This window comes from Maribellus mangrovi (genome assembly GCF_037646455.1).
GTDB lineage: Bacteria > Bacteroidota > Bacteroidia > Bacteroidales > Prolixibacteraceae > Draconibacterium > Draconibacterium mangrovi_A.
In genome coordinates this window covers 193,065-215,681 of sequence record NZ_JBBIXN010000005.1, presented here as the reverse complement: position 1 = coordinate 215,681, position 22,617 = coordinate 193,065, and the positions used below count along the sequence as shown (strand labels likewise).

Sequence of the window (22,617 nt, the reverse complement as noted above, 5' to 3'; positions counted from 1 at the left end):
TTCGTTTACGCATTTTCTTTTTTTACCGAAAATCGAAATCCAATACCATGCAAGTTAACGATCTTTACCGACGAATCGGCCTTAAAGTATTTTCGAAGTCGTGAAATAAACACATCGAGACTGCGCCCTAAAAAATAGTCATCCGATCCCCAAACCTTTTCAAGTATCTCATTTCGACTTAGCACTTTGTTTGGATGCTCGGCAAAAAAACGAATAAGTTCGGCTTCTTTCATCGTCAGGCTGCGGGTTGTATCGTCAATGCTCAGCGTAAGTTCTTCGGGATGAAACGAAAAACGGCCAATTTGCATGTAGCCATCTTCGCCTGTGTCGTTTAGCGGCTGCGACTGGCTGCGACGAAGAAAGATTTTGATCTTCAATAGCAGTTCTTCCATACTGAATGGTTTTGGAATATAATCATCGCCGCCAATGGTCAGTCCTTTAATTTTATCTTCGGTCATACTGCGTGCGGTCAGAAAAATAATCGGGACCTGTTCGTTTGTTTTCCGAATTTTTTCGGCCACCTGAAAGCCATCTATTTTTGGCAGCATTACATCCAGAATGATCAGGTCGAAACTGTCTTTATCGAACAGTTCGAGTGCCTCCCGGCCGTCGGCAGCAGCTAACACTTCGTAATTGTGTTGTCCGAGGTTGTCTTTTACGATAAAACGCAGCGCTTCGTCGTCTTCAACCAATAGTATTTTAAAATTATTATCGCTCATTTTTAAACAGGTATGCTAATGGTAAATGTACTTCCTCCTTGTTTGTTTTCGTCTACTTTAATTTTCCAGTTGTGAGCTTTCACAATTTTATACACGTAATCCAATCCCAGTCCAAACCCTTTTACATTGTGTACGTTTCCGGTAGGGACACGATAGAATTTCTTAAAGATCTTTTTTCGGTATTCTTTAGGAATACCAATGCCGTTGTCGGAAAAATTCAGGAGCCAAAGGTTCTTGTCTTTTTTAAGTTCGATCAGAATTTCAGGTTCTTTTTCACAATATTTTACAGCATTTTCCAGGATATTGCTTAACAGGTTGGATACATGGAATTTGTCGGCTTTAATTGTTGGATTCAATCCGTTCAATTTAAAGTGAATAATCAGTTCCTGTCCTTTATTGCTTTGCTTAAAAAGCTGTGCCGTTTCTTTTACAAAATCGCACAAAGCCATTTCTTCTTTATTCAAATGAATTCGGCTTTTCTCCAGCGAAGCGAGGTTAAGTACCTTTTCCACGTTTTTCGACAACCGATTGTTCTGGTCCTGAATGATGCGGGCATATTCCAGCAAGCGTTTGGGCTCGCTTACAATTTTTTCGTCGTTAATAACCTGGGCCGAAAGTGCGATCGAAGAAATAGGTGTTTTTAGTTCGTGGGTCAGGTTATTAATAAAGTTTTTCTGAACTTCGGAAAGTTGCCGTTGCCGGATGATGACCGAAAGCGTATAGCCAAAAAAGAAAACCACAATTACCAGCAGGCCGGTTAAAAAGTACCAGATTGACAGCCGTGAACTAAAGTAAGCCGAGCGGTCGGGAAAATGAATGGCGAAATAGTTGGTGTACTCTTCATTCACCGGGAAATCATAATTTGAAACCTGTTCGTTGCCGTTGGGCATCACCAGCGTTCCTTCTTCCATTTGCTGTTCAGTCGGATCGTAAATAGAATATTCGTAGTCGTAATAGAGTACATGTCTTTTTAGCTGCTCGTCGAGGTTCGGCTTTAAAAGTTCTTTGTCGATGGTTACGCCAACGTTTACCAAATAAGTATTATCATTTATAATTTCTACCGGTGTAATGCTGTCGAAACTTCCGGTAGTTCCGGTTGCCAGCATAATTTGCCAGGCTACTTCTTTTAAAGCGACACTGGCGCTCTCGGTAAACTGGTTTTCGGATAATCGGTACGAATAACGAACAAATGCGAACTGAATCAGAAAAACACCGGCAATGGATATTGTCGCCAGGATGATAATGTATTTTAATGCTTTGTTTTTCATAGAGTTCGAATGGCAGAGGCGGAACTAAACTAGTTATTTTTTTACTAGAATGGGCCGGTTAACAACTCGTTAACAAATTATTGAGCTTGATTAACAGCCATTGTTATTATGCATCCTTACATTTGTTTTAGTAAATCTGAATATTACCTACAAATTTAAAATATTTATTATGAAAAGAGTTCTACAACTAATGATGGTTTTCGCCTTTGTTGTGGCTTTTGTTTCAGCAAATGCCCAGGGGAAATCCAAAATTGCTTTTGAAGAATCGACACATGACTTTGGTTCATTTAAAGAATCAGACGGTGTGCAAAAAACAACTTTTAAGTTTAAAAACGATGGAGAGGTACCACTGGTACTTTCCAATGTTAGGGCTTCCTGCGGATGTACCACTCCCAAGTGGACTCGCGAGCCGGTTGCGCCCGGAGCCGAAGGATCGATTGAAGTGGCTTACAATCCTAAAAATCGTCCCGGATCATTTAACAAATCAGTTACTGTAAGTTCAAATGCCTCAAATTCTACTGTCGTATTGCGTATTTCAGGAAAAGTTGAACCACGCGAAAAAACACTGGCAGAAAAATACCCAAGGAAAATAGGAGACTTGAGGGTTAAAACGAATTATTTGTCGTTTGGAAAATTAACCATGGGTAAAGATGCAACCAAAGAACTGGAATTAGTAAACGATACTAATGAGCCAATCGAGGTAGGTTTCAGAACTGTACCAAAGCACTTAACTGCCAAAGTTGAGCCAACCACCATTCCTGCCCACGGACAAGGAAAGCTTATTGTTACTTATAATTCAAGTGAGGCCAATACCTACGGTTTTGCTTCACACCGTATTTATCTGAAATTAAACGGTAGCGATAATTATAAAAACTCGGTGGGAGTAAGTGCTACTCTTGAGGAAGATTTCTCAAGCCTTTCGCCTGAACAATTGGCCAGTGCTCCGGTTGCTAATTTCGAACCTAAAACTTTCGACTTTGGTGAAATGAAACAAGGCGAGAAAAAATCACATACTTTCACTTTAACCAACGATGGTAAATCAGAATTGCTGATCCGTCGGGTTCGTTCTTCTTGCGGATGTACTGCCGTTGCACCATCAACTAAAGTAATTGCCCCTGGAGAATCTGCTCCTGTTAAAGTTACTTTCGACTCGCGCGGTAAAAGAGGCCGTCAGAGTAAATCAATTACTGTAATTACCAACGATCCGAAAACGCCAACCACAACTTTGCGTATTTCGAGTAACGTAGTAACAACACAGGGAAGTTAAGAAGTTTAATGTCAGTAATATATCGAAGGTGTTGGAGGGTAAAACCTGCAGCACCTTCTTTTTTGCGTGTTAGGCAAGCTGTATATTTTGTTTTATTTTTGAGCAATATATAAAAAGTACATGGCAGAAGATAAGAAAGCACATCACCCGGAGAACAATCCGGAATTTAAGGGACTCAATGTGAATTCCGGTATTGAAAAGCCCGATTCAGTTAATCACGATTCGGTAAAACGATTTTTGACTAAGAAGCGTTCAGTACTGGCACCGGAGGCATATATTAAAGGCATTCTGGCAGGCGATATTACTTTGCTGAGCAAGGCTGTAACTCTGGTAGAGAGTTCGAAAAAAGAACACCAGCAGGTGGCACAGGAGGTGATAAAAGCATGTCTGCCGCACACCGGAAATTCAATACGGGTAGGAATAACCGGTGTTCCCGGCGTTGGGAAAAGTACTTTTATTGAAGCATTGGGGCGATACATTACATCACAAGGTGGTAAGTTGGCAGTTTTGGCCATCGACCCGAGCAGTGAACGTTCGAAAGGAAGTATTCTGGGAGATAAGACACGGATGGAAGAACTTTCGGGCGATAAAAATGCTTATATCCGGCCCAGCCCTTCTGCAGGTTCGCTTGGTGGTGTGGCCCGTAAAACCCGCGAAACCATTATTCTTTGTGAAGCTGCCGGGTTCGATCATATTTTTATTGAAACCGTTGGAGTGGGGCAAAGTGAAACAGCCGTGCATTCCATGACCGATTTTTTCCTTTTACTGATGCTGGCCGGAGCCGGCGACGAACTGCAGGGAATTAAACGCGGAATTATGGAAATGGCCGACCTGATTGCAATTAATAAAGCCGACGGGAAGAATGTGGAAAAAGCTGATATTGCAAAAGCGCAGTATAAAAATGCCATCCATCTTTTCCCTCCTAAGGAGTCGGAGTGGAGGCCACAGGTGTTAACGTGCTCGGCTTATCATAAAAAAGGAATTGAAGCGATTTGGGAACAAATAGAAAACTATCGCGCGCATACCCGGAGAAACGGTTACCTCTTTCAGCACAGGAATGCACAGTCTACCTACTGGATGCACGAGACCATCGAGGAACAGTTGAAAAGGAACTTTTATGATCATCCTGAGATTAAGGAGAAGCTCAGGGTAATGGAGAATTATGTAAAGCACGACGCCATGAGTTCGTTTGTTGCGGCAGGCGAATTACTCGAATTGTATTCAAAGCTGAGATGATACCACATTGTACAGGACAATGTTTTCCCGTAAAACAGCTAATTTTGTAAAACCTTTCCATAAAAAAGGTGTTATTAATACTTAAAATCAATACATCAAAAAAAATAAAATGACTTACGATTTAATAGTGATTGGAAGTGGTCCGGGCGGATATGTTGCCGCTATTCGCGCTGCCCAATTAGGACTGAAAGTTGCCGTTGTTGAAAAAGAAAACCTCGGAGGAATTTGTTTGAACTGGGGATGTATTCCCACAAAATCGCTTTTAAAAAGTGCCCAGGCCTATGAATACGCCGCTCACGCTGCCGATTATGGCGTTTCGATTAAAGGTGATGTGAAACCCGATTTTGCAGCCATGGTAAAGCGCAGTCGTGGTGTTGCCGATGGCATGAGCAAAGGAATTCAGTTCCTTTTCAAAAAGAATAAAGTTGAATCGATTGCCGGTTTTGGAAAACTTACCGCTAAAAACAAGGTGGAAGTTACCGACGATAAAGGAAAGAAAAGCACCTACGAGGCTAAAAATATTATAGTGGCAACGGGGGCACGCTCACGCGAATTGCCAAACCTGCCGCAGGACGGAAAGAAAATTATTGGTTACCGCAAAGCGCTGACACTTGAAAAACAACCCGAAAGTATGGTGGTTGTTGGATCGGGAGCTATCGGTAGCGAATTTGCCTATTTCTATCATACAATTGGTACAAAAGTTACCCTCGTTGAATTTATGCCGACACTTGTTCCGAATGAAGATGAAGAAGTGGCCAAACAACTGGCGCGTAACTTTAAAAAAGCCAAGATGGATGTGATGGTTGATTCGTCGGTTGAAAAAGTGGATACTTCAGGCGATAAGTGTAAAGTAACCATCAAAACTAAGAAAGGTGAGCAGGTTGTTGAAGCCGATATCGTTCTTTCGGCAGTGGGTATTACACCGAATACCGAAGGAATTGGCCTGGAAGAACTGGGTGTGAAAACCGAAAACGGTAGGGTTGTTGTTGACGAATACTACAAAACAAATGTTGAAGGCGTTTATGCTATCGGCGATATTCTTGCCGGCCCGGCGCTGGCGCACGTAGCTTCTGCCGAAGGTATTGTTTGCGTTGAAAAAATTGCCGGACTGAATCCGGAACCTGTTGATTACGGTAACATTCCCGGATGTACTTATACCAGCCCGGAAGTTTCGTCGGTAGGGCTTACCGAAGCTAAGGCCAAAGAAGCCGGATACGAAATTAAAGTGGGTAAGTTCCCGTACTCGGCCAGTGGTAAAGCAAGTGCTGCCGGACAAAAAGACGGTTTTGTGAAACTGATCTTCGATGCCAAATACGGCGAATTGCTGGGGGCTCACATGATCGGGGGAAACGTAACGGAAATGATCGCGGAAATGGTTGTGGCCAAGAAACTCGAAATCACAGGTCACGAACTGATCAAAACGATCCATCCTCACCCAACCATGAGCGAAGCTGTTATGGAAGCTGCCGCCGCTGCCTACGATGAGGTAATTCATATTTAAAATATCATGCAAAATAGGAAGCCCGGAGATAAATTCTTCGGGCTTTTTTTTGTCCATGTATCTGTTTGTAAAAACAATTCTAAATAAGATTATCGTAGTGGAATTTTAGTCTTATTTGTTCTAATTGTCCTTAATTGCAGGTAGTCAGGATCTTAAAATTGACTATAATTCGAATGAGAAAAAACCTCGAATAGAATTTTAATGTAATTTTCATAATAATCAACTAACAAACTTATTATGAAAAAACTAGTAACATTCATCTTTTTGTTCTGTTTCGGAACTTCATTATTTGCTCAGACAGTAGTCTCAGGAAATGTCAAAGATGCTAAAACAAGTGAACCGATGTTGGGCGTTAATGTTTCTGTAGAGGGAATGACGATTGGTACTACCACTAACTGGGAAGGTAATTTTTGGCTAAATCTGGATCAGAACCCACCTTTTAAGCTCATCTTCTCTATGGTTGGATATCAAAAGAGTGAGGTGGAAATCAACCAAAATAACCAGGAAATAAATATTGATTTAACAGAGACTGAAACCAAACTGAATGAGGTGATTATATCAGCATCCAGAACTCCTGAGCGAGTTATGGAATCACCAGTTACCATTGAGCGAATGGATACCCGGGATATTAAAAATACAACTTCAGCAACATTTTACGACGGATTGGTAAACCTGAAAGGTGTTGATGTGAATACAAACAGTTTTACCTTTAAATCAGTTAATACCAGGGGATTTGCAACCTTTGCCAATACCCGTTTTGTCCAGCTGGTTGACGGAATGGATAATTCATCACCGGCACTCAATTTTAATATTGGTAACATGCTTGGGATGTCAGAACTTGATGTTAACACCGTTGAAATACTTCCAGGTGCGGCATCGGCATTATATGGGGCAAACGCTTTTAATGGAATTATGTTTATGGAAAGTAAAAATCCATTTGAATTTCAGGGAGTAAGTGTTTATGGCAAAACCGGATTTACCGTGCAAAAAGCCGCAGGAACAAAACCGTTTGTTGATGCAGGATTTAGAGCGGCTCATGCTTTTAGTGATAAATTTGCTGCAAAGCTTTCTGTTTCATTTCTTAATGGTACTGAATGGTATGCTACAGATTACGAAGATTATTTCAATCCCGGATATACTCGACTAAACCCTGACTATGATGGTCTGAATGTGTATGGTGATGAAGTGTTTACCACATTAAATTTTGAACAAATTGCTCTGTCAGCTGGTGCGCCTGAACAAATTGCCTCCATGTTGGGTTCGCAAACTATTTCAAGAACCGGATATAACGAGGTTGATGTAATAGATTATGGGGCCGAAAGTCTTAAAGCTGATCTCTCATTAAATATTCGACCTAAAGGCGATGATTTCGAAATTATTATCAATTCGAAATTTGGAATGGGAAATACCATTTACCAGGGAACAAACAGGTATTCGATTCAGAATTTTTACATGTACCAGAATAAGTTGGAAGTCAGAGATAACAATTTCTTTGTAAGAGCATATATGACGGGTGAATCGGCGGGAGATTCATACGATACAAGGTTTGCAGCCATTAATGTAAATAGAATGTGGAAATCAGATACTCAATGGTTTACTGAGTATGCACAAGCATATGTTGGTGGACGGCTTGGATTAATACCCGGAATGCCTGTGCTGGATGATGCAGCAGCACATCAGTTAGCTCGACAAGTGGCACAAATAGGCGCTTTGGAACCAGGCACACAAGCATTTAAAGATGCTTTTAATAAAGTAATTTCAAATCCTGATATAGCTTCAGGGGGTGCCAAATTTGTTGATGATACCAAAATTTATCACGTCGAAGCCAACTATAATTTTAAAAATATTATTGAATTCGCCGACATTCAAATTGGCGGTTCCTGGCGCCAGTATTCATTAAATTCGTCTGGTACTATTTTTACCGACTATAATAGTCCAATAAATTATAGTGAATACGGTGCTTACGGACAACTTCAAAAAAAATTAGCCGATGACAGGCTGAAATTTACCGGTTCAGTGCGTTATGATAAAGCACAACTTTTTGACGGTAATTTCTCTCCACGAGTTTCTTTTGTATATACAGCTGGGGAAGACAGGAATCATAATTTTAGAGTATCTTACCAAACAGGTTTTAGAAATCCAACTACACAGGATTTATACATTGGATTGAATGGAGGTAGAGCTATTTTGGTCGGTTCTGCTTCTGATAATTTGGACAGATACACCAGCAATCCTCTAGAGGTTAGTGCAACAGGTCAGGCATTAGGATATCCTGAAACAGTGCAATTATCCGGTAGAGCAGCGTACGACAATTCTTTCTCCTATTCATCAATATTGGCACAAACATTTGAAAAATCAGATTTTGATTTGGTACAACCTGAAAAAGTAAAAGCCTTTGAAATTGGATATCGTGGTGCAGTTGGAGGCATAACAGTAGATTTGAGTGCTTATTATAATATATATAATGACTTTATTGGAAATAAAACTGTAATTGTGCCTTTTTATGGCAAAGCGGATCTTTCTGACATCACTCCACTGCCTCCGGAATTAGGAGGCCCTATGCCAACAGCTTTAATTGCTTTAAATAACGGAGACTATTTCCCCTTTCAGATTTATACAAATTCTAAAGCTGAAATATCATCCAACGGTATAGGCATTGGTCTGTCAAAAAAAGTATTCTCCAATTATAACTTAAGCGTCAACTACACCTGGTCAAAATTTCATTTTGATCAGGAAACAGATCCTGATTATGAGGCTGGGTTTAATACGCCGGAACACGTGTTTAAAGCCTCGTTTGGAAGCGGACGTGTTGTCAAAAATCTGGGATTTAACCTCAATTACAGATGGCATAATGAATATTTCTGGGAATCGACTTTTGTGGATGGAACCGTACCGGGAAATTCAGTGTTTGATGCACAGGTAAATTATTCCATACCCAAGTGGAAGTCTGTTATTAAAATAGGAGGAGCCAACATCGGAGGTAATGAATATTTTAGCGCGCCAGGTACGGGTTATATTGGTTCTCAGTATTATGCGTCATGGACTTTGAATTTATAATGAAGAGCATATTCAAATTGAAAGTTAACATTCATACCATATAGATTGGTTTTACTTCGACAGAAAATTGGCTGAATGGTTTGGGAATCGATATTTATTTAAGCCTAATTAACATAGCTTATAAACCCGCAGTAATTACTGGGGGTTTTCTTTTTTTGAAAATTTGAATTATTGACTTAATTATTCAAATTATATACAAGGTGTTGTACATCAGACAATATTGTTTTGTGGTATAATTTTTAATTCTAATTTTGCGCCCTGAAATCAACTACAGCAACCGATTTATTTCCGTAAGTAAGAATTTTATGAATAGGATAAATTCACGGAATTAAATTTATGTATATAAAATGAGCATCAGTGTGGAATTCATCTAAGTGGATACAAAATAATCATGCGAATTCTATATGATGCTTTTGAAAAAACCAAATTAATCGTATGAAAAGAATCAAATTAACCATGGCATTTATGATGCTGCTTCAGCTTGCATTTGCAGGAGGAATTTTGACTAACTACAACCAAAGTGCACAGTACATCCGTATGTTATCGCGAAATGCTTCACTGGATGTTGATGCAGTGTTCTACAATCCGGCCGGTTTGATAAAACTCAATGATGGCTGGCATTTTTCATTCTCGAGCCAAACCATTTGGCAAACGAGAGAAGTAACATCAAATTTTCCTTTGTTAATGAATGATCATGACAATTATTACGAAGGAAAAACATTTGCTCCTGTATTTCCCGACTTTTATGGAGTTTACAAAAAGAACAAATGGGCATTTTCTTTGGGTGTAGGTCCTGCTGCCGGTGGTGGTAGTGCTGAATTCGAAAATGGTCTTCCGTCTTTTGAAATCCCGATTTCAAAATTAGGTTCGGGATTAGGACAATTGTCCCCACTTTTCAATTCATATCAAATACCAAGTGTAAATGGATATAGTATAGACATGTCATTTGAAGCTTCTTCGATTTTCTGGGGTATACAACTAGGGGCAAGTTATGCGATCAACGATATGATCTCGGTATATGGTGGTGTACGTGTAATGCCATCTATAAATACATACGATGGGACAATCTCAAATATATCCGTACTTACTTCCCAAGGAAATCTTCCTGCTGATAACTATCTGGCACTGGTGAAACCTGTTCTTGACGGAACCATTAATTCAATAGATCAAGCATCCAGTGGTTTACAGGCTGCTATAGGTGCTGGCTTGGTAGATGGTAATGCTTCCGTCTCAAATCCTGAAATTCTTCAACTGCTTGGTGCTTTTGGGATTACAGATGTCACAAATCAAGAGGCAGTATACGCAATGGAAGCCACAAATCTTAAATTGGGAATAATAAGAGATGCTGATGTAACTGACAAGGAAGTAGATTCCAAACAAACCGGTATTGGTTTTACTCCGATTATTTCAGTGAATATTTCTCCTAACGATGACTGGAATATTGCTTTGAAATACGAACATAGAACCACCCTTAAATTAACAAATGACACGAAAGTTGATGATATGGGACTTTTCCCTGACGGAGCTGAATCCAGAAATGATGTACCCGGACTTATTGCTGCAGGAGTTGGATATCGTGGTTTGGATTGGATGGAAGTTCAGTTGTCCTATAACTATTTCCTGGATAAAGGTGTTGATTGGGGATACAATGTTCGATACAATGCAGTAGGGGAGGCAGTGCACCGTGAGATAGACAAAAATACACATGAAGTAGCACTCGGTTTGCAATTTAATTTAACCGATAATTTTGCATTGAGTGTAGGTGGTCTGTATTTATCAAACGGTGTTGCTGAGTCGTTTCATAGTGATTTCAGCTATAATAACGGAGCTTATGCGATCGCAGGAGGTTTGGAATGGAAAATTACGGACAGACTTACTTTCGACGCTGGTTTATCACAAATAGCTTATCAGGAAGAAGAAGTCACTTTTTTGGATCCGGATATTGGTAATTACACCGATATTTACGGGAAAAATGCATTCATGTTTGGAGCAGGTGTTTCAGTTAGCATTTTTTAAACCAATAGCAATATAAGATCATAAGGGCGCTGAAACTATTCTGCGTCCTTTTTTTATGCTTTCCATTTCAACGATTTTGAGTCGATGGCCCGTTGAGTAGCCAAAATCCCGTTCAGGTGATCGTATTCGTGCTGAATTAATTCGGACAGGTCATCTTCCAGATTCCAGGTGTGTTTTTGAAAATTTTTATCGTAAAAATTTACGCTGATGTTTTTGTGCCGCCGAACTTTTACCAGCAGATTTGGAAAACTCATGCAATCGTCCCATAACTCGATCATTTCCTTACTGAATGAAACTATTTCAGGATTGATCATTACCAAAGGTTCGTCGATATTCAGGGCAATAATACGTTTTTGCAGCCCGATCTGAGGTGCCGCAATTGCCCTTCCAAAACCATAAGTTTTTCGAATATCGAGAATGCTCTCCCACATCAACCCGATCTGAGCTTGTAGTTCTCGAAGTTCATCCACAAGCACGGGTGCTGCTATTTTATAGAGTTCCGGATCGCCCAATAACCTGATGTCTTTTATGGCCATAAAAACTTGTTTCTCCAAAAATACAAAAGCTGCTCCTTTTAAAAGAAACAGCTTTTATTTTGGATTAAAAGTATTTTCTAAAGTGGGCTTGCCTCAACGTGCAGGTTGAAGTATGTATTTACCGAAAAATCCATAGGAGCAGCATTGGTTGAGCCTGAAACTATTACTGTTAATTGTTTCTTGATATACAATAAATTGGCAAGTTGAACCAGCACCGAACTGTTGATATCCGGTGTGTAATTCAGTTTAGAAGCGTCAATGTTTTCGATTGTTACAATTACTCCAGCTCCATCTACTGCGATATCTACTTTTTCGATGATCTGATTAGCCAGCAATCCACTAAATTCAAAATTCACCTCATCAATCTCTATTTTTTTCAATAAGTCAAGATAGTCGTTTATTTTGTCATTATCTTCCAGAGATTCAGTAAGCGATTCCTCAAAAGAATAACTTACAAGAGCAGATTTAGTTGTTGATATGGAATCTGCCTCCTCCACCAACACGGGGATTTTTACAGTCATGGTAGTCTGGAAATCTTCAGTGGCTGCATCCTTTATCTTTTCGCATGACGAAAATGCGATCAGGAGGGAGAGAAACAGGGAAAGTGTGAAAAAGCGTTTCATTTTGTATTTTTTAAGGTTTATGACTGCAATATAAGACAAAAACCTATTTAATAAAAACGATTTGCTGCATTGATTTATCGCTAAATCTCATGGGTGAAAAAAAGCTGCCTCAAAAGAAGCAGCTTTTCGAACTAACTGTGCAACAAAAATATAGGAATACCACTCCTAGTTTATCTCAAAAATCTCATTGAAAATTTCGTCGTTTAATAATTTGGCGGTTAGTACAAACTCGGTCTTTCCTTCGGCCAGCAAGTCGCTTAAATCGAATCGGAACTCCCTTGTAAACCATGCCTCGCATAAATCTCCGTTGGCGTTGTGGCGGATCTCGAAAGTAGGGATGGTTGAACTTGAAGCCGTCCACGGATGCATACGTGCCAAATCGATGGTGTGATCCTGGCAACCGCCACTGTACGAAATCTTCAGGTACAAACAGGTACCGTCCATGTAAGCTTCGTGCAAATGAACCGGGTCGCGCGCCAGGCTGTCGTAATTCTCGAAATACAGATCGACATAGGGCGAGCACGAAAGTTCTTCAGCATAATTGATTTCGCACGGTATGCCCCGGTCACAACCGTTTTTTACATTGTTCATTTCAACGTATTCCACCAATACCCGTTGACCTTGCGAGAACACAAAGCCTTCGGGGTAATACATGGGCTGAATTTTACTGCCGCCGTCGAGTTCGATGACGATACCGCAGTCGCCTGCTCCTGCATAATCGACAACCGTCCCGGTATCGGTAAGAACCGGCTCGTTTTCGTCCTGGCACGAGGCCAATGCAAAAAGCAAAACGGTGAATAGTATAATAACTTGTTTCATGGCTTAAAGTGGCTTTTCGTTATAACGCAAAGTTTTCCGATTTATTCTTCATATTCAGGGTTTTGCACTTCGCCAATAAATAAAATGGCATTGGTATCTTTTTCAGTAATGGCAAACACAAATGGTTTATCCACGGTAAAATAGATTTTTTTAGGCCCCGGTCCAACACTGGTGGTTTCGAAAACAATAGCTGTTACTGCTGCTGCCTCGGTTCCTGTTTCATTTACATCGATGTAAGTTTTGTGGATAACATCGCTGATAAACAGCTTCTCGCTTGATATTTTTGAAAAATCAGCTGCTGTGGTAAATGCTTTCAGCATACCCATTTGTTTAAGTATTTCTACCAATTCGCTTTTAAAACCAAATTTGAAACGTGGCATGGTCACCATAATATTATCCTGTTCGCTGAATTGCGATGCCCACTCGTTCCAGTTCTCCATACTGAGTTCCCCGATCAGATCGGTAGAAGTGATTCCGTCTGCCGGACGCATCACTACCATTTGGTACTGGCCATTTCCATAGGGCAGTTTTATGGCGCTAAATGACTCGTTGGTACTATATTGAAGTTTGTCGGTTTTGCTCATCATCGGCACGTCGAGTATGGTTCCATCGTTTTTAGTAAAGCGGTTCATTTTTGTGCCGTCTTCATCAAATTCTTGGGCCCAGGTTCCATAAAAATAAATGGCGTTTAAAAGTACCATCCGGGCATCGGGCGACAAGTCATTAATGATCTCTTTAATTTTATCGTGCGTTTTATCGGCCACCCAATCATTAATTGTTTTTACGGCTGCAGGACCAAACTGCAGGCTTTCAACTTCGGCCTTGTAAACCATTTGGTTAATATCCAGAAAACTTTGATGCACAGGAAATCCTTCCTGGTAATATATTGCATTGGCAATCTCAAAAACTACATCTTCATCGAGCGATTGGAGGGCATCCACCAGCATCTCGTACGAATTGTTGATCTGATCGGTTGACAAACCGTTTAGCTTCATCGCATGCTCCATTTCGGCTTTGGTGGTATTGTCGGCACCGTTGTAAGCCATGGCAAGTGCAAGTGAGACACTGAGTGGAGAGATCATCAGGTTTTCTTCGTCGCTAGTCTCACGAATGCGTTGAAAGAGTTCGAGACCAAACGTATTGTCGGCTTCAATCAACTGTGCCGATTTCGTATCGAGATCAATATTCTTGACTTCGTTTGCCGAATCGTCGTTGGCATTGCAGGCAAAAAGCAGCAGTACCAGTATTAATGAAATAAACAGATTAATTCGTTGCATTTCTTGTTTTTGTTTTATTGATTTCTGCTTTTGGTAATTTGGTTTTACTCTCTAAAATGCGTTTTGTTACGCCATTTTACTCCGATTTGATTGCTTTGTTCTACACAAAGATGATACCAATGTGAAAATGGTTGCGTAAGAATAAATATTATTTATTCTGAAGTTATTTCTCAGGAGATAATCAAATACTATCAATCTGATTATTTGCCGAATAAATTTGAAATGTACGCAACCATTTTATCAGCTGTGCCATCTAACCTGTGATTTTAAATAAATTAACCGTGCAACCGAATTGCAAAAGTCGGATGAGTGATGTTTACCAAATGGGTAATAATCTTTACATTAGCGGCACATTTGCAGTAGATTTTGGAAGACCTAAAACAAATAATAAAGGAGTGTGCCAAAGCGGATGTGCGCGCTCAGGAACAACTTTACAGGTTGTTTGCGCCAAAAATGTTTGGCGTTTGTTTGCGCTATTCCCGTGATAAAACCGAAGCCGAAGATAATTTGCAGGAAGGTTTTATTAAGGTTTTTACCAGCATTAAAGGTTTTAGGCACGAAGGTTCTTTTGAAGGTTGGATGCGAAGAATAATGGTAAATGTTTCGCTGGAGAAATTCAGGAAGCAACAATTGATGTACCCGGTGGAAGATGTAACGATTTATGAGGGACAGCAGTTTTCGAACGATATTTTGGCGAACATTTCGGCTCAGGAATTAACCGTGTTAATACAGGAACTTACTCCGCGGTACCGAATGGTTTTTAACCTGTATGTGATTGAAGGAATGAGCCACGAGGAGATCGGAAAGGAAATGAACATTTCAAGCGGTACTTCAAAATCGAACCTGGCACGGGCAAGAGAAATTTTAAAGAGTAAGGTAAAAGCACTTTACGGAGGACTTGATAAAAACAATACGGCTTAATGAAGGACGACTTACATATGGATAAAATGTTCCGCGAGAAATTTGAGGATTTTTCAGTGGAGCCTTCTGCTCATTTATGGAACAATATCCAGGAGCAGATGATAAGCCGACGCAGAAAAAGGCGAATGGCCTATATTGGCTGGATAAGTGCAGCAGCCATTGTGGTGTTTGCATTTATTGCCGGTTGGATGCTGAACGAAAGATCGGGAGGTATTACTGAAACGGTGGTGGAGAAACAAATTCCACAGGAACAAAAACAGAATATTGAACAAGTGGAGCCAAAGAACAACTTGGATGTAGATGAAGAAAATGCACTTGTAGCCGATAAAAATGAATCGATTGATCACGAAGATATTGAGTCTGTAACTTCAGCAAATAACTCAGAATTGGTTGCTACGGCAAAGATAGTGTCAGAAAGCGAAGAAAATGTGGAGCCCAAAAGACAGCTCCTGAATTACGATTATTTGGCGGCTACTACTATTCAATTTCCTGTTCAACCGGAAGAATTGACCTTACGAACCACCGCGAAAGAACAAGAAACAGAAACGTCAGTAACTGTTCAGACTGAGAACGAGCGTGTTCTCATTGCGGCAAACATGAAAAACCTGAATGATGAGCAGGAGAAAGGCTCGAAATGGATTTTAGGTGCTCAGCTTTCCCCCGGTTATTCGGCGCATTCATCAAGCTATTCGAGCGAGTATTCACAGAACATGAGCCAGGTGCAAAATGGTGGCGTGAGCAACGTTGGTGGCGGAATTTCTATTCAATATAAAACCAGCAAACGACTGAGTATTGAAAGCGGTGTTTATTACGCTCAGAATTCACAAAGCTCGGGGGTATCAAATTCGCTTTTCTCTGCCCCGATGTATGAATCTTCTTTTGATATGAGTATGGTCGCCGATGCACCTTCGTATGCCAATAACGTAAGTGTTACGCGCGAAGGAATTGCCATGAACAGCACCGCAGGCGTTGTTAAAATGGCGACTGCACCACAGGGAACGGAACTCAATGCAAAAAGTGAAAGTGCCAACGATTCGTATGCAACAACCATGGTTTCAGACGGTGACTTTTCGCAGGTGTTCGATTTGGTTGAAATTCCTGTTTACCTGCGCTACAAAGTACTCGACCGTAAGTTTGGAATTGATCTGCTTGGTGGCTTGAACGCCGGGATGGTAGTGGGCAACAACGCTTACATCGAAAACAATTATGGCAGGCAGAATATCGGTAGCACCGAAGACATTTCTACGCTCAACCTTTCGGGAACTGTGGGTGTAGGTTTTAATTATGACCTTGGCCGCCATTTCTCACTGGCCATGGAGCCACGTTTTAATTATTTCCTGAATTCCATAAATTCCAATCCCGAGATTGATTACAAACCTTATCGTTTTGGTTTATTCACGGGTATTTATTATGCTTTTTAATTTGTGGTCATCGGGGCATTAACCGATCGAGGTTGCGGGATAGGATCTTTGGCGCTCCGAAACGACAGCCTGCAAAAATCTGAAAATTTAATCCCTGGTGTGTGATGGCATTCGATGCTTTGTCCTGGTTATAATGTTCGTAAAAACCTGCCGTTTGAATTCCGGCAAAAAACCGATTCGCATTGTATCCCAGTGCAGCCGAAGCTTCGGTCCTGAAAATGGGAACGGTATTATAATCGATGAATTTTTCTTCGGGATAGCGCGTTAAAAGTTTTGTAGAAATGAATCCACCTCCCGTGGCTACTCCGGCAGCTGCATACAAGCTTTTATTGATTACAAAAGTGTAGAAATAGCCCAGCGACATATTCACTTCAAAATTGTTCGATTTCTGCGAACTTCTACCTTCAGTGAGTTCTATTTTATTATCGACAGTATAAAATCGATAAACAAGAATAGGCATTAAACTACCCGCACTTTTTAACTGACGTTCGGTTTGGTTTTCAAGGGCAAGGATCGAATAGTTGGGATTGACCTTATAGGCTGAAGATCCTGTGAATCCTTTGTATTGCAGTTCGGGAAATGTGAAGTACTGATCATTTATCCCTGGGGCATAAGATGAATTTTCGGTATAGAAACCTGAGATTTTACTGTAAGCTAAGCGGTGAAACCATTGTTTCATGTTAAGGTTTGTTGCAAATTCAAAAATATCCGATTGCCCTTTTTCTGAGTTATCATTGTTTCCGGGAAGAAATCCCGGGGCATAAGCTACTGAAAACAAAATGAAGCGGTAGCTAAAATATAGTTTTAGTTTAAGGTCGGTATTAGGCTGCAGGGTATAATCGGTATTTCCGCTGTGTACCGAAAAGAATTCTATGTTATTAGTGATGGCTAGTTTGAGTGACAGTTCCTGTTTGTGTAATTCAATGTACTGATTTCTTGAATTAATACTGTCGCTTTCCTGTCCGGAAGAAATGGTCGGAATCAGGATTGCCATTAACCAATAAAGGAGGAATGTAAATAACCGGGAACTAATTATGAAGCTCTTTTTTATCATTCAGTGCGTTACTATTTTATAATCAACTAAATATGCTGCTTCTTTGTTTAATAGTTGTATCAAATTATTTAAAAATGAAAGTTAATGTATATCTGTTGTTTGACGGTAACTGCGAAGAAGCCTTTAATTTTTACAAAGCGGCATTTGGAAAAGAGTTTGAAATGATCAATCGTTTTAAGGAAATGCCTCCTGTGAACGGGCAACCTGCCATGCCTGCAGAAGATGCTGAAAAAATAATGCATGTTTCTTTGCCAATCGATGGTGACAGTGTTTTAATGGGCAGTGACAGTGGCGCGGACATGTCTGAGCATTACAAAGCCGGCAATAACTTTTCAGTGTCGATAAGTACGGAAACGCGTTCAGAAGCCGATCGTCTTTTTGCTGCCATTTCCGATGATGGTGAGATTACCATGGCCATGGAAGATACCTTCTGGGGCGAATATTTTGGGATGTTTACCGATAAGTTTGGCATCAGTTGGATGATTGGGAGTCGCGAGCAACCGGCAAGTTAAAAGTCCTTCTTCTAATTTTTAAAATATTCTACAACATTGGTAACCTGTCCGTAACTTCTTAATGTGACAAGCGTTGAGTTGTGGACATCAATTGCTTTTATTACAGCATTATCGAATTTAAGGTCGCGGGTAGCGCAGGCATCGCCAATAACCGTGCATTGGTAGCCGAGGTCGTGAGCAGCACGTGTAGCCGCTTCGAGGCACATGTGTGTTTGCATGCCGGCCAGCACCACTTTGTTTATGCTGTTTTCAACGAGGTACTCGTTCAGACCTGTTCCCAGAAAAGCATTCACTTCCTTTTTTGTAAACACCTTTTCGCCATCAATAGGTTTTACCAGCTGATTAATGCTGCCACCCGGCTCAAAATCATGGCGGATGTGTACAACTAATCCGTGCTCTTTCCGAAAATATTCCAGAATTGCCTTTGCCTGTTTGGCTGCTTTTTCAGGTTCAACCAGTTCGCTGGCTCCACCCGGAAAATAAAACTCCTGAATATCGATAAGGATCAAGGCTGTGGAATCGATTTTCTGTGCAAAAGTTTGTATGCCCAATACAAGGAGCATGATAAGGAGTGCCGTTTTTTTCATTGCAAATTAGTTTCCGGAAAAGTACAAGTTTTTGAACGAATACAAAATTCGCAAACAAAAAAAGGATGCCTCAAACTGAAGCACCCTTTCCACTCAAATTAAATATTTTGCCAATTAAGCTAACAATTCTTTTACCTTGTTGTACACGTTCTCTCCGTTAAATCCAAGTTTTTCGTCGAGAACGGTGTAAGGTGCAGAGAATCCAAATGATTCAAGCCCCCATACTTTTCCGTTTTCGCCAACCAATCCCTCCAGAGTCACAGGCAGTCCTGCTGTCATTCCAAAACGAGGAATACCAACCGGAAGTACGCTGTCCTGATATTCTTTGGGTTGATTACGGAAAACACCTTCTGAAGGAACAGAAACCACTTGCACTTTCAGTCCGTCTTTATCGCGAAGTAAAGCGGCTCCGTCAACTAAAGTCGATACTTCTGAGCCACTGGCCAGAAGCACAACATCAGGAGTGCCTTCGGCGGTCTCAACAATGTATGCACCTTTTTCAGCCTGAAGCGCACTTTCGTAAGCATCGCCTTCGGTTGGAAGGTTTTTGATGTTCTGGCGCGACAGTATTAATGCCGACGGGGTAGAAGTATTTTCGAGTGCCATTTTCCAGGCCGCAGTTGTTTCGTTTGCATCGGCCGGACGCAATACCAACATGCTGTTCTCGCCATTATGATTTTTCAGTTTCTCTAACAATCTTATTTGTGCTTCTTGTTCAACCGGCTGATGAGTCGGTCCGTCTTCTCCAACACGGAAAGCATCGTGTGTCCACACAAACTTAACTGGTAGCTCCATTAATGCCGATAGACGAACAGCGGGTTTCATGTAGTCGGAGAATACAAAGAAGGTTCCACAAACCGGAACTACACCTCCATGCAATGCCATTCCGTTCATCAAAGCGGCCATGGTCAACTCGGTAACTCCTGCCTGCAGGAACGATCCGCTAAAATCACCTTTTTTGAATGAAGTAGTTTTCTTCAGGAAACCATCTGTTTTATCCGAGTTTGAAAGGTCGGCTGAAGACACGATCATGTTTTCGATTTCAGTAGCAAAAGCGGCTAAAACCGTTGAAGAGGCACCACGAGTTGCACTGTTGGCTTTTTGCTCAATCTTCGAGAAATCAAACTTCGGAGCTTCTTTCGAGAAAAACTTATTAAGCTTGGCAGCCAATTCAGGATTGGCAGCTTCCCATTCAGCTTGTTTGGCTTTTTTATCCGCAGCTGCTTTAATCAATTCTTCTTTTCGCTGCTCATATACTTCCTGCACATCTTCGAAAATTACAAATGGATTTTCGGCGTCGCCCCCCAGGTTTTCGATGGTTTTTGCAAACGATGCTCCAGCACCTGTCAGCGGCTGACCATGCGTAGAACATTGTTTTTCAAAATTATCGCCTTCAGCAGTAACGGCACCTTTACCCATAATCGTTTTTCCAATGATCAGGGTCGGGCGTTCGGTTTCGTTTTGAGCGTGTTTCAGCGCACCGCGAATCTCGTCTGTATCGTTTCCGTTAATCGGAACCACATTCCATCCCCATGCCTCGTATTTTTTCTGGGTATCTTCAATGGTTACTTCATCTGTTTCGGTAGAAAGCTGAATGTCGTTCGAATCGTAGAACATAACAAGGTTGCTCAATCCAAGGAATCCGGCAATACGACCGGCGCCCTGCGAAATTTCTTCCTGAATACCACCATCAGAAATAAAAGCATAGGTTTTGTGTGCCATCCAGTCGCCAAATCTTTCAACCAGGAAGCGTTCGGCAATAGCTGCTCCAACTGCCATTGTGTGTCCCTGGCCAAGTGGTCCTGATGTGTTTTCAACGCCTCGGTCAACATCCACTTCAGGGTGTCCCGGAGTTACGCTTCCCCACTGACGGAAGTTTTTCAAGTCTTCCATATTGTAAAAACCTGCCAGCGATAAAACGCTATACAACATCGGCGACATGTGTCCCGGATCGAGGAAAAACCGATCGCGGTTGATCCAGGTCATATCCGATGGATCGTAATTTAAAAATTCGGTGTAAAGGATGTTGATAAAATCGGCACCACCCATGGCACCTCCCGGGTGACCTGAATTTGCTTTTTCAACCATAGATGCAGCCAGAATGCGAATATTATCGGCTGCTTTAACTTCATTTCTTTTAGTCATGTTCATTTTTTTAAATTCGTTCAATATCAGCTAGAACAGGAATGCCAAAAGTACAAAATTTGGGCTAATTAGGCTTGACTTCATTCTTCGAATTAATGATAATTTATTAAAGGTAATATTTACACTTTATTGATTTAAAGCAAAAAAGAGAAACCCGGAATTCCGAATTTCTCTTTTATATTATTTTCTGAGGTTCTCCTTTTATTCAGAATGAAATAAGTTTTGATTCTTGTTCTCGATTCCTCGGTTTTATAAATAGGATTGTGAACCGGTAATTAGTTCAAAATTCTTACCATGAAAATTCCTTCAACGGCAAGTAATTCCTCTTTAACCGATTCATCAACGTTTGAGGTACCAACATCGATAATGTTATAAGCGATGTCATCGCGTTTACGGTTCAACATGTTATCGATGTTCAGTCCTTTTGTGGCCAGGATACTTGAGATCTGGCTTACCATATTAGGAACGTTTTTATTGGCAATGATTATACGCGATCCTCCGTTTCTTTCCATCTCGGCAGCCGGGAAATTCACCGAATTCTTGATGTTACCGTTCTCCAGGTATTCGCGCGTTTGTTCCGCAGCCATGATGGCGCAATTTGTTTCCGATTCTTTGGTTGATGCACCAAGGTGAGGAATTGAAATTACCTTGTCCATCTGCAGGCATTTTTCATCGGGGAAGTCAGTTACATACGACGAAACTTTACCCGATTCGATGGCACCTTTTAAATCGTCGTGATCAACAAGGCCTCCACGTGCAAAATTCAGGATTTTTACTCCGTCTTTCATCATGGCAAATTTATCCTTGTTGATATACCCTTTGGTTTCGGGAGTTAGCGGTATATTAATAGTAACAAAATCGGCTTGCTGCAGCAGCACCTGAATGCCTTCAACCCATGTTACTTCACGGCTTAGTTTCAGTGCGTGTTTTACCGACATGTACGGATCGTAACCAATCACATTCATGCGTAATGCGGCAGCAGCGTTGGCTACTAAAACACCGATGGCGCCCAGCCCGATAACGGCCAGTGTTTTTCCCTTGAGTTCTTCACCGGCAAAATTCTTCTTGCCTTGTTCAACCAGCGCCGGCACTTCGTCGCCTTTACCAATAAGTGTTTTTGCCCAGTTGGCAGCGCCGATAAAATCGCGTGAAGCCAAAAGCATGGCAGCAATTACAGCTTCTTTTACCCCGTTTGCATTAGCTCCCGGGGTGTTAAAAACAACAATACCTTTTTCGGTGCATTTTTCAATTGGGATGTTGTTGACACCGGCACCCGCTCGTGCCACCGCTTTTAAGGTCGACGGCAATTCCATATCGTGCATTTTAAAACTGCGCAGAATGATGGCATCGGGATTCGGAATCTCGCTGGCTATCTCGTAATTATCTAGAGGAAATAACTTTAATCCGTCGGGGTCAATCTTATTTAAAGTTTGAATTTTGAACATGTGGTTAAATTTAAAATTGTCGAATCGTGTAGCTGAATAACGACAAATATCAACATTAAATCTATAAATCGTAAGTAAAAACAGGGATAAGTTTTCAATATGAAATTAACATTAATAGGGAAGGTTGAAATATAAATAAAATGCTCTATTTATTGGGTGAAGAACACAAGTGCTAAGATGACTTTTTCATAAAAAAAAGAAAGCCATCCGTTC

The 22,617-nt window shown here is 40.9% G+C and carries 18 protein-coding genes; 8 read left to right on the top strand and 10 right to left on the bottom strand.

The genetic code is table 11. The features are described 5' to 3' along the window. Positions 1-5 precede the first annotated feature (5 nt). Entirely contained in the window at positions 6-719 is a 714-nt protein-coding gene (locus WFY05_RS18710; RefSeq protein WP_340114444.1) for a response regulator transcription factor, read from the bottom strand. Between the two features lie 2 nt (positions 720-721). After that, positions 722-1,987, bottom strand: a complete 1,266-nt coding sequence (locus WFY05_RS18705) for a sensor histidine kinase (RefSeq protein WP_340114443.1) — start codon at positions 1,985-1,987, stop codon at positions 722-724. A gap of 169 nt (positions 1,988-2,156) precedes the next feature. Between WFY05_RS18705 and WFY05_RS18700 the strand changes: the two genes are divergently transcribed. The 5 genes from WFY05_RS18700 (at position 2,157) to WFY05_RS18680 (ending at position 11,064) form a co-directional block, all read left to right on the top strand. Beyond that, positions 2,157-3,254, top strand: a complete 1,098-nt coding sequence (locus tag WFY05_RS18700; protein ID WP_340114442.1) for a DUF1573 domain-containing protein — start codon at positions 2,157-2,159, stop codon at positions 3,252-3,254. A 120-nt stretch (positions 3,255-3,374) separates the two neighbouring features. Next, a complete protein-coding gene (meaB, locus tag WFY05_RS18695; protein WP_340114441.1) occupies positions 3,375-4,490 on the top strand; it encodes a methylmalonyl Co-A mutase-associated GTPase MeaB in 1,116 nt (371 codons plus the stop codon). Between the two features lie 109 nt (positions 4,491-4,599). Continuing rightward, positions 4,600-5,991 (top strand): dihydrolipoyl dehydrogenase, encoded by a 1,392-nt coding sequence (gene lpdA, locus WFY05_RS18690; protein WP_340114440.1) that lies wholly within the window; start codon positions 4,600-4,602, stop codon positions 5,989-5,991. 237 nt (positions 5,992-6,228) lie between these two features. Further along, complete coding sequence (locus WFY05_RS18685) at positions 6,229-9,048, top strand: TonB-dependent receptor domain-containing protein (protein WP_340114438.1); 2,820 nt, start codon at positions 6,229-6,231, stop codon at positions 9,046-9,048. 435 nt (positions 9,049-9,483) lie between these two features. Then, the gene (locus WFY05_RS18680) at positions 9,484-11,064 is read left to right on the top strand and encodes an OmpP1/FadL family transporter (RefSeq protein ID WP_340114437.1); all 1,581 of its coding nucleotides are present in this window, start codon (positions 9,484-9,486) and stop codon (positions 11,062-11,064) included. Positions 11,065-11,117: 53 nt separating this feature from the next. Here the strand turns inward: WFY05_RS18680 and WFY05_RS18675 are convergent, their stop codons facing one another. The 4 genes from WFY05_RS18675 to WFY05_RS18660 all read right to left on the bottom strand — a co-directional run bounded on the left by WFY05_RS18675 (position 11,118) and on the right by WFY05_RS18660 (position 14,319). Beyond that, positions 11,118-11,600, bottom strand: coding sequence for a peptide deformylase (locus tag WFY05_RS18675; RefSeq protein WP_340114436.1), 483 nt, complete (start codon positions 11,598-11,600; stop codon positions 11,118-11,120). A 77-nt stretch (positions 11,601-11,677) separates the two neighbouring features. Further along, positions 11,678-12,223 carry a hypothetical protein gene (locus WFY05_RS18670; RefSeq protein WP_340114435.1) on the bottom strand — a complete coding sequence of 182 codons (546 nt, stop codon included), beginning with the start codon at positions 12,221-12,223 and terminating at the stop codon, positions 11,678-11,680. A gap of 165 nt (positions 12,224-12,388) precedes the next feature. Further along, positions 12,389-13,042, bottom strand: coding sequence for a NigD1/NigD2 family lipoprotein (locus tag WFY05_RS18665; protein WP_340114434.1), 654 nt, complete (start codon positions 13,040-13,042; stop codon positions 12,389-12,391). 41 nt (positions 13,043-13,083) lie between these two features. Further along, positions 13,084-14,319: a serpin family protein gene (locus WFY05_RS18660; protein ID WP_340114433.1), complete on the bottom strand. Its 1,236-nt coding sequence runs from the start codon at positions 14,317-14,319 to the stop codon at positions 13,084-13,086. A gap of 366 nt (positions 14,320-14,685) precedes the next feature. Here WFY05_RS18660 and WFY05_RS18655 point away from each other — a divergent pair, with 366 nt between their 5' ends. Both WFY05_RS18655 and WFY05_RS18650 read left to right on the top strand, forming a co-directional pair. Then, complete coding sequence (locus tag WFY05_RS18655; RefSeq protein ID WP_340114432.1) at positions 14,686-15,240, top strand: RNA polymerase sigma factor; 555 nt, start codon at positions 14,686-14,688, stop codon at positions 15,238-15,240. Beyond that, positions 15,240-16,661, top strand: a complete 1,422-nt coding sequence (locus WFY05_RS18650) for a porin family protein (protein ID WP_340114431.1) — start codon at positions 15,240-15,242, stop codon at positions 16,659-16,661. The genes WFY05_RS18655 and WFY05_RS18650 overlap by 1 nt, the downstream gene beginning before the upstream one ends. A 7-nt stretch (positions 16,662-16,668) precedes the next feature. Here the strand turns inward: WFY05_RS18650 and WFY05_RS18645 are convergent, their stop codons facing one another. Next, positions 16,669-17,655: a DUF4421 family protein gene (locus tag WFY05_RS18645; protein ID WP_340114430.1), complete on the bottom strand. Its 987-nt coding sequence runs from the start codon at positions 17,653-17,655 to the stop codon at positions 16,669-16,671. Positions 17,656-17,789: 134 nt separating this feature from the next. On the opposite strand from WFY05_RS18645, the gene WFY05_RS18640 reads away from it, so the two are divergent. Beyond that, complete coding sequence (locus WFY05_RS18640; RefSeq protein WP_340114429.1) at positions 17,790-18,227, top strand: VOC family protein; 438 nt, start codon at positions 17,790-17,792, stop codon at positions 18,225-18,227. A gap of 11 nt (positions 18,228-18,238) precedes the next feature. Here WFY05_RS18640 and WFY05_RS18635 read toward each other — a convergent pair whose 3' ends face one another. The 3 genes from WFY05_RS18635 to WFY05_RS18625 all read right to left on the bottom strand — a co-directional run bounded on the left by WFY05_RS18635 (position 18,239) and on the right by WFY05_RS18625 (position 22,404). After that, positions 18,239-18,814, bottom strand: coding sequence for a cysteine hydrolase family protein (locus WFY05_RS18635; protein ID WP_340114428.1), 576 nt, complete (start codon positions 18,812-18,814; stop codon positions 18,239-18,241). 114 nt (positions 18,815-18,928) lie between these two features. Beyond that, on the bottom strand, positions 18,929-20,959 hold the full coding sequence (locus WFY05_RS18630) for a transketolase family protein (protein ID WP_340114427.1): 2,031 nt from the start codon (positions 20,957-20,959) through the stop codon (positions 18,929-18,931). Positions 20,960-21,234: 275 nt separating this feature from the next. Then, positions 21,235-22,404: a phosphoglycerate dehydrogenase gene (locus WFY05_RS18625; RefSeq protein WP_340114426.1), complete on the bottom strand. Its 1,170-nt coding sequence runs from the start codon at positions 22,402-22,404 to the stop codon at positions 21,235-21,237. Between the last annotated feature and the right edge of the window lie 213 nt (positions 22,405-22,617).